Genomic DNA, 1,335 nt, shown 5'->3' on the forward strand with positions numbered 1-1,335 from the left:
CGCGCAGGAGCAGGCGGTGAACAACGTGCTGCGCGCCAAGGACGTGGCAATAGTTCACGGACCGCCGGGCACGGGCAAGACGACCACCCTCGTTGAGGCCATATACGAGACGCTGAGGCGCGAGAACCAGGTGCTCGTATGCGCGCAGAGCAACATGGCCGTAGACTGGATCAGCGAACGGCTGGTCGACCGGGGCGTCAACGTGCTGCGCATAGGCAACCCCACGAAGGTGAATGACAAGATGCTGTCGTTCACTTACGAACGACGGTTTGCCGACCACCCCGACTATCCGCAGCTATGGAGTATCCGAGAGGCGATACGCAAGCTGCGCCAGAACCGCAAGCGGCGGCGCGACGAGGGCTATCACCAGAAAATCGAACGCCTGAAGAGCCGCGCCACGGAGCTTGAGATACGTATCAACGCCGAGCTGTTCGGCGAGGCGCGCGTCATAGCCTCGACCCTTGCGGGCAGCGCCAGCCGCCTGCTGGTGGGCCAGAAGTTCGGAACGCTGTTCATCGACGAGGCCGCACAGGCGCTCGAACCTGCCTGCTGGATAGCCATCAGGCGGGCGTCGAGGGTAGTGCTGGCGGGCGACCACTGCCAGCTTCCGCCCACGGTGAAGAGCATTGAGGCGCTGCGCGGCGGACTGGGCACCACGCTCATGGAGCGCATCGTGCGCCAGAAGCCCGACGTGGTGACGCTGCTGAAGACGCAATACCGCATGAACGAACAGATAATGCGCTTCTCGAGCGACTGGTTCTACGGCGGTATGGTTGAGGCTGCGCCGCAAATCAGGTTCCGCGGAATACTCGACTTCGACAACCCTATGGCGTGGATTGACACGGCGGACGTGGAGGGCAAGGAAGAGTTTGTTGGCGAGAGCTTCGGCCGGATAAACCGTGCCGAGGCGCAGCTGACGCTCGACACCCTGCAGGAATACTTCACCAAGATAGGCAAGCAGCGCATTCTTGACGAGCGTATCGACGTAGGCGTCATCTCGCCTTACCGCGCCCAGGTGCAGCTGTTGCGCCGGCTCATCAAGAAAAAGGAGTTCTTCAAGCCCTACCGGGGCCTGATATCGGTCAACACGGTGGACGGTTTCCAGGGGCAGGAGCGCGACATCATCGTCATATCCCTCGTCCGCGCGAACGCCGACGGACAGATAGGCTTCCTCTCGGACCTGCGCCGCATGAACGTGGCGATAACCCGGGCGCGCATGAAACTCATAATACTCGGCGACGTGCAGACAATGACCCGCCACCCGTTTTACAAGAAGTTGTATGAATATTTAATGGAGTTAAGGAGTTAAAGGGAGTAAAGGAGTTAAGACAAATG

At 60.4% G+C, this 1,335-nt stretch carries 1 protein-coding gene; it reads left to right on the top strand.

Going from position 1 to position 1,335, the window contains the following annotated elements:
• The coding region (locus tag H6A34_RS14400; protein WP_205106077.1) for an AAA domain-containing protein at nucleotides 1-1,309 on the top strand (1,309 nt) is incomplete at its 5' end.
• Nucleotides 1,310-1,335 lie beyond the last annotated feature (26 nt).

It is taken from the genome of Marseilla massiliensis (genome assembly GCF_016899855.1).
Lineage (GTDB): Bacteria > Bacteroidota > Bacteroidia > Bacteroidales > Bacteroidaceae > Prevotella.